Source organism: Tepidimicrobium xylanilyticum, from assembly GCF_900106765.1.
Taxonomy (GTDB): Bacteria; Bacillota; Clostridia; order Tissierellales; family Tepidimicrobiaceae; genus Tepidimicrobium; species Tepidimicrobium xylanilyticum.
In genome coordinates this window covers 85,247-92,029 of sequence record NZ_FNNG01000006.1, presented here as the reverse complement: position 1 = coordinate 92,029, position 6,783 = coordinate 85,247, and the positions used below count along the sequence as shown (strand labels likewise).

At 33.3% G+C, this 6,783-nt stretch carries 6 protein-coding genes; all 6 read left to right on the top strand.

What is annotated here, in order from left to right:
- The first annotated feature begins 75 nt into the window (after window positions 1-75).
- Window positions 76-570, top strand: a complete 495-nt coding sequence (locus BLV68_RS07985; RefSeq protein ID WP_234949859.1) for a magnesium chelatase subunit ChlI family protein — start codon at window positions 76-78, stop codon at window positions 568-570.
- A gap of 5 nt (window positions 571-575) precedes the next feature.
- Window positions 576-1,676, top strand: a complete 1,101-nt coding sequence (dprA, locus tag BLV68_RS07980) for a DNA-processing protein DprA (protein WP_093752625.1) — start codon at window positions 576-578, stop codon at window positions 1,674-1,676.
- Window positions 1,677-1,701: 25 nt separating this feature from the next.
- Window positions 1,702-3,786, top strand: coding sequence for a type I DNA topoisomerase (gene topA / locus BLV68_RS07975; protein ID WP_093752623.1), 2,085 nt, complete (start codon window positions 1,702-1,704; stop codon window positions 3,784-3,786).
- A 106-nt stretch (window positions 3,787-3,892) separates the two neighbouring features.
- The gene (gene hslV / locus BLV68_RS07970) at window positions 3,893-4,423 is read left to right on the top strand and encodes an ATP-dependent protease subunit HslV (RefSeq protein WP_093752621.1); all 531 of its coding nucleotides are present in this window, start codon (window positions 3,893-3,895) and stop codon (window positions 4,421-4,423) included.
- Window positions 4,424-4,436: 13 nt separating this feature from the next.
- Window positions 4,437-5,822 carry an ATP-dependent protease ATPase subunit HslU gene (gene hslU / locus BLV68_RS07965; protein ID WP_093752619.1) on the top strand — a complete coding sequence of 462 codons (1,386 nt, stop codon included), beginning with the start codon at window positions 4,437-4,439 and terminating at the stop codon, window positions 5,820-5,822.
- Window positions 5,823-5,834: 12 nt separating this feature from the next.
- Window positions 5,835-6,617, top strand: coding sequence for a GTP-sensing pleiotropic transcriptional regulator CodY (gene codY, locus BLV68_RS07960; RefSeq protein ID WP_093752617.1), 783 nt, complete (start codon window positions 5,835-5,837; stop codon window positions 6,615-6,617).
- The last annotated feature ends 166 nt before the right edge of the window (window positions 6,618-6,783 follow it).

Below are 6,783 nucleotides of genomic sequence, written 5' to 3'. Positions count from 1 at the left end.
ATCTTTCTCCAAGGGAAGACTCAGGTAGAGTTTCTACATTATATATAGGGTATTCTAAAGTTATGGTTTTGCTTTTTGCTAATACATCCATGTCCGTGTGGATATTATGGGGATCCCTATCACGAATGCACTTGTTCACAAAGCAGCATAGAAAAATACCTTGGGAAACTTAGCAGTCCACTATTAGATAGAATCGACATTCATATTGAAGTTTCACCCGTAGCCTATAAAGAATTAAAGGGAGAAAAAAATATCGAATCCTCTAAAGATATTAGAACAAGAGTAGAAAAGGCAAGAAGGATTCAGCTTGATAGATATAGAAATAAAAGTATTTATAGCAATTCTCAACTAAATTCAAATGACGTAAAACAGTGTTGCAAATTAACTAAAGGGGCAGAAAAAATAATAAGGGAAGCTTTTAATAAGTTTAGGTTTAGCGCAAGAAGTTATAACAAGATTTTAAAAATTAGTAGGACCATTGCAGATTTAGATGGTGAAGATTTAATACTTGAAAATCATGTATTGGAAGCTATAAGATACAGGAGCACTGATAAAAAATATTGGAGGTAACGCAAATGTCAATAATCACCAACAAAAGTGTGTTGGTTTGGTTAAATAGTCTAAGTATAAGGAATAAGACTATTGACAAGATAATGAAACAAGTACCTGAACTAACGGATTTATGGTATTCATCTTCTGATGCCATATATAGTTTAAATGATATTAATACAGAAATAAAGGATAGATTAATAAATTATCGTAATGAGGATTATCTTAAAAGATTATTTTATAATTTTGAAAAGCAGAACATAGATGTGGTTACTGTTTTTGACAAAAATTATCCAGATAGGTTACACTATATTTGTGACAGCCCAAAAGTTTTATATGTAAAAGGAAGTTTAACTGAAGATGACAATTTATCCATAGCTATAGTGGGCTCTAGAAAAACTACTTCTTATGGGAAATGGGCTACAGAAAAATTTGCTGAAGAATTGGTGGATTTAGGGGTAACTATAGTAAGTGGTTTAGCTTTAGGCATAGATGCGATAGCTCATAGGAAAGCTTTAGAAAAAAAGGGTAGAACTATAGGTGTACTTGGAAATGGAATTGATATAGTATATCCTAATACGAATAAGGCTTTGTTCGAGGAGATTCCTAAAAATGGAGCTATAATTTCAGAATTTTTTTTGGGGACACCACCTTTATCCTACAATTTTCCTCAAAGAAATAGGATAATCAGTGGATTGTCTTTAGGGGTAATAGTAATCGAAGCTAAGGAGAAAAGCGGTTCTCTAATAACAGCGCACCATGCACTAGAACAGGGAAAAGAAGTTTTTGCCCTACCCGGGAATATTAATAGCATATTTAGCAAAGGAACTAATAAGTTGATTAAAGATGGAGCTAAATTAATAATGGATATTGAAGATGTAGTAGAAGAGATACATGAATTACAAGAAAAACTGAGCAATAAAAGGAGAGTAGAACTAGATTATGACCAATTTAGTTCTAGTGAGGTAAAAGTGTTAGAAACTATGAAAGAAGGGCCAATTCATGCTGACAATATAGCGGTAAATACTGGAATAGATATATCAACTATCAATAGTATTTTAACCATATTAGAATTAAAAGGGGTTATTAAGGAAATAGGAGGAAGCATATTTACCTTATCAACTTAGTAATATTTAATCGGAGGTGTAATCATTGCAAAAGAATTTAGTTATCGTTGAATCACCTGCAAAGGCAAAAACTTTAAAAAAATTTTTAGGGGGAAATTATAAAGTCAAAGCTTCTGTGGGACATATAAGGGATTTGCCAAAGAGTAGTTTAGGTATTGATACTGATAATAATTTCGAACCTAAATATATAACTATCAGGGGGAAAGGGCCAATAGTACAGGAATTGAAAAATGAGGCTAAAAAAGCAGATAGAATTTTATTAGCAACGGACCCTGATAGGGAAGGGGAAGCTATATCCTGGCATTTAGCCCATATTTTAGGGATTGATGAAGATGAACCTATTAGAGTTGAGTTTAATGAAATAACTAAGGATGCTGTTTTAAAAGCTGTTAAAAAACCTAGACCAATAAATATGGATTTAGTTGACGCCCAACAGGCAAGGAGAATATTGGATAGATTAGTGGGGTATAAAATTAGTCCGCTTTTATGGAGGAAGATTAAAAAAGGTTTAAGTGCTGGGAGAGTTCAATCTGTTGCAGTAAAACTCATTTGTGATAGAGAAAAAGAGATTGAGAATTTTGTACCTGAAGAGTATTGGACTATAGTAGCTTTATTAGAAAAAGATGGTACCATATTTGAGGCTAATTTCTATGGAATATATGAAAATGGGGAAGAAAAGAAAGTAGAGCTGTCTAATAGAAAAGAAGTAGATGGAATATTGAAATCGATAGATAAAGATAATTTTATTATTAGAGAAGTAAAAAAGGGAAATAAGAAACGAAATCCATATCCGCCTTATACCACTAGTACCTTACAACAGGATGCATCTAAGAAATTAGGTTTTACTACCAAAAAGACTATGATGTTAGCTCAACAATTATATGAGGGCGTTGATATAGAAGGGGAAGGTACAGTTGGTTTGATTACCTATATGAGAACCGATTCTACTAGGGTTTCTAGCGAGGCTATTAAACTGACTAAATCCTTCATTGAAGGTAAGTTTGGGAAAGATTACAGTAATGGTGGAAAATCCTATGTTAATAGGAGTAAAAAGGAAGCTCAAGATGCCCATGAAGGTATAAGGCCCACATCAGTATTAAGAAGACCTGAAGATATAAAAAGTTCATTGACTCAAGATCAGTTTAAATTATACCAATTGATATGGAATAGATTTGTAGCCTCTCAGATGAGCCATGCAAAATATGAAACCATATCGGTAAAGATTTTTAGTAACAACATAATATTTAGAGCTTCTGGTTCTAAATTAGTTTTTGATGGTTTTTTAAAGGTATATAAGGCAGAGGAAGGAAATGAAAGTGAAAGGGAAATGCCTAGCTTCCAAGTTGAAGAACTAGTTAAAGTCAATAAAATTGAACCCAATCAGCACTTTACTCAACCTCCAGCTAGATATACGGAAGCTTCCTTAGTCAAGACTCTTGAAGAATTGGGAATAGGTAGACCTAGTACCTATGCACCTATAATTTCTACCATATTAAGTAGGGAATATGTAAACTTAGCAAATAAGTCTTTTGTGCCTACAGAATTAGGTATCTTGGTAAATGACCTTTTAAAAGAGTATTTTAAGAATATTATTAATGAAAAATTTACTAAAGAGCTGGAGGATAAATTAGACGAAATAGCTGAAGGAAAATATCCTTGGCAACTAGTCATTGAAGAGTTTTACGATCAATTTAAAAAAGAGTTAAAAGTTGCAGAGGAGGAGATTGATAAAATTAAGATTGAAGATCAAGTTACCGATGAAGTTTGCGAAAAATGTGGCAAGTATATGGTGATTAAACATAGCAGGTATGGTAAATTTCTGGCATGTCCTGGGTATCCAGAATGTAAGAATACTAAACCAATATTAGATGAGTTGGGAGTGCCATGTCCAAATTGTGGAGGAGAAATTGTTAGAAGAAAATCTAAAAGAGGAAGGATATTTTATGGCTGCAGCAACTATCCTGAATGTAATTTTGTATCCTGGTATGAGCCTATTAAAGAAAAATGTCCTAATTGTAATGGAATTATGATAAAGAAAAAGTCTAAAAAAGGGATAATGATAAAATGTATTAATAAGGATTGTAATTATAGTAGAATCGATGGGAAGTAAAAATTACTGTACTTTTTGTTAATTATGTAGTAATCTATAATATAGATGATGAAATATTCTGAAAACTATAACAAAAGGATTAGCACATAATGGTGGGGTGTTAAACATGCTAAATGGGACAACGATTATAGCGGTGAGGAAAGATGGTCAAATTGCTATTGCTGGAGATGGACAAATAACCTTTGGAAATACTACAATTATGAAGAACACTGCAAAAAAGGTTAGAAAAATTTACAATGGTAATGTTATAATAGGTTTTGCTGGAGCAGTTGCTGATGCATTAACCTTGGGTGAGATATTAGAAGAAAAGCTAGAACAGTATAGTGGCAATTTAAAGAGAGCTGCAGTAGAATTAGCTAAGGATTGGCGAAGAGATAAGATGCTTAGGAAATTAGAGGCCCTATTGATAGCAGCAGATAAAGAGAATTTGCTTTTAGTGTCAGGAAATGGAGAGGTGATAGAACCTGAAGAGGGTATAGTTGCTATTGGTTCTGGTGGAAGTTTTGCGCTTGCTTCAGGGAAGGCCCTACTGAAATATGCTAATTTAACTGCTGAAGAGATAGCAAGAGAATCAATATTAATTGCATCATCAATTTGTGTATATACCAACGATAATGTTACTGTTGAAGTACTCTAAGGGGGAATATAGGATGAAAGATTTGACTCCTAAATCAATAGTGAAGGAATTGGATAAATATATAATAGGCCAAAAGGAAGCTAAAAAGGCTGTAGCTATTGCCCTTAGAAACAGGTATAGAAGGAGTTTGCTACCTGATGAGTTTAAGGATGAAGTAAAGCCTAAAAACATACTCATGATTGGGCCTACTGGAGTAGGAAAAACAGAAATTGCTCGACGCCTATCAAAATTGGTGGATATTCCTTTTGTAAAAGTTGAAGCAACCAAGTTTACAGAAGTAGGTTACGTTGGAAGAGATGTGGATTCCATGGTGAGGGATTTGGTTGAAGAATCTATTAGAATGATAAAGGCAAAGAAAATTGAACAAGTCTATGAAAAAAGTAAAGAATTAGCAAATGATAAAATAGTAGAAATCATGTTGCCTTTTCCTAGTCGGAAAAGGAGTAATAATCCAATCGAGATGTTATTTGGTACTGTAGAAGAAAAGGATCATTTAGTTGAAGAAGAAAATGAGAATGTAAAGATAAAGCGTAAAGAATTGAAGGAAAGATTGTTAAAAGGCGAATTAGATAATGAAATAATAGAAATTCAAGTAGAAGATACCCATAACTCAACTATAGAGTTATTTAGTGGGCTTGGAATGGAAGAATACAATATTAATATGGGAGATATTTTTGGAGATTTATTACCAAAGAAAATGAAGAAGAAAAAAGTAACTGTAAAAGAAGCAAAGAGGATAATAAGTAATCAAGAAGCCCAAAAATTGATAGATATGGATGAAGTTATTGAATTGGGGATTAAACAGGCAGAAGAAAATGGTATGATCTTCATAGATGAAATAGATAAGATCGCGGGTAAATCTTATAGCGGTGGCCCCGACGTATCTAGAGAAGGTGTTCAAAGGGATATACTACCGATAATCGAGGGTACTACCGTTATGACTAAATACGGCCCCGTTAAAACGGACCACATATTGTTTATTGCAGCAGGAGCTTTTCACGTGTCCAAGGTTGGGGATTTAATACCAGAAATACAAGGAAGATTTCCCATCAGAGTTGAGTTGGAAAGCTTGACAGAAGATAACTTCAAAGAGATTTTAGTCAAACCTAAAAATGCCATAACAAAGCAATATAAATATTTACTTGGGGCTGAAGGTATAAATTTAGAATTTACCGAGGATGCAATAGATGCAATAGCAAAGGTAGCATATATCTCCAATGAACAGACAGAAAACATAGGAGCAAGAAGATTGCAAACGGTAATGGAAAAGCTACTTGAAGATATTTCTTTTGAAGCACCAGATTTAGATGTGAAGGAAATAGTAATTGACAAAGATTATGTTAACAAAAAGTTAATGGCTTATATATACGAAAAAGATATATCAAAATATATATTATAGAGGAGGATATAGATGACTGAAAGTTTATTGCAAAAAACAAGAAGATTAAATAAAACACTGCAGAGTTCAGGTTCAAATCCCGTGTCATTTCAAGAATTAAGTAAGATACTAAGTGAGATTTTAGATGCTAATGTTTATATTGCAAGCAAGAAGGGAAAAGTACTAGGTTATGAATTGGCAACAGGTTTTGAATGCGATATTATACAGATGGAAGTAGTAAAGGAGAAAAGATTTCCTAAAAGTTATAACGATGAACTTCTAAGGGTGACGGAAACTAGAGAAAACGTTGAAGAAACCACTGAATGTGTATTCGATCAAACTTCTCATTGCGATTATCCAGATAAAATAGTGACTATCATACCTATCATTAGCGGTAGGGAACGACTGGGTACCCTTGTTCTGGCAAGGTTTGGTAGATTATTCACAGAAGATGATTTAGTATTGGCTGAATATAGTGCTACCATAGTGGGAATGGAAATACTTAGGTCTAAGACTGAGGAGATGGAAGAAGAATCAAGAAAAAGGGCTATGGTACAGATGGCTATTAGCACCTTATCCTACTCTGAATTGGAAGCAATGGAGCATATTTTTGAAGAGTTAGATGGAGAAGAAGGATTGCTAGTGGCAAGCAAAGTTGCTGACAGAGTGGGAATTACAAGGTCGGTAATAGTCAATGCTTTAAGAAAACTGGAATCTGCAGGAGTTATTGAATCTAGGTCCTTAGGTATGAAAGGGACCCATATTAGAATATTAAATGACAAATTGTTAGAAGAGCTTGATAAATTGAAAGAATAAAACAATCAAAAAGTAGTGGTATTATACCACTACTTTTTTTTATCTTTAGGTCTATATCTTTAGGCATATAGTAGGTCTATAGACACAATTAACATTTTATGCATTTTTTTACTATGAAAATGTTGATAATTATTGTATTATATAGATTAGTGGCATAGAAATACGA

Excerpts from the sequence above, each read along its gene's own strand:
- dprA (WP_093752625.1), top strand. The coding sequence starts at position 576 with ATGTCAATAATCACCAACAAAAGTGTGTTGGTTTGGTTAAATAGTCTA.
- hslV (WP_093752621.1), top strand. The coding sequence starts at position 3,893 with ATGCTAAATGGGACAACGATTATAGCGGTGAGGAAAGATGGTCAAATT.
- hslU (WP_093752619.1), top strand. The coding sequence starts at position 4,437 with ATGAAAGATTTGACTCCTAAATCAATAGTGAAGGAATTGGATAAATAT.
- codY (WP_093752617.1), top strand. The coding sequence starts at position 5,835 with ATGACTGAAAGTTTATTGCAAAAAACAAGAAGATTAAATAAAACACTG.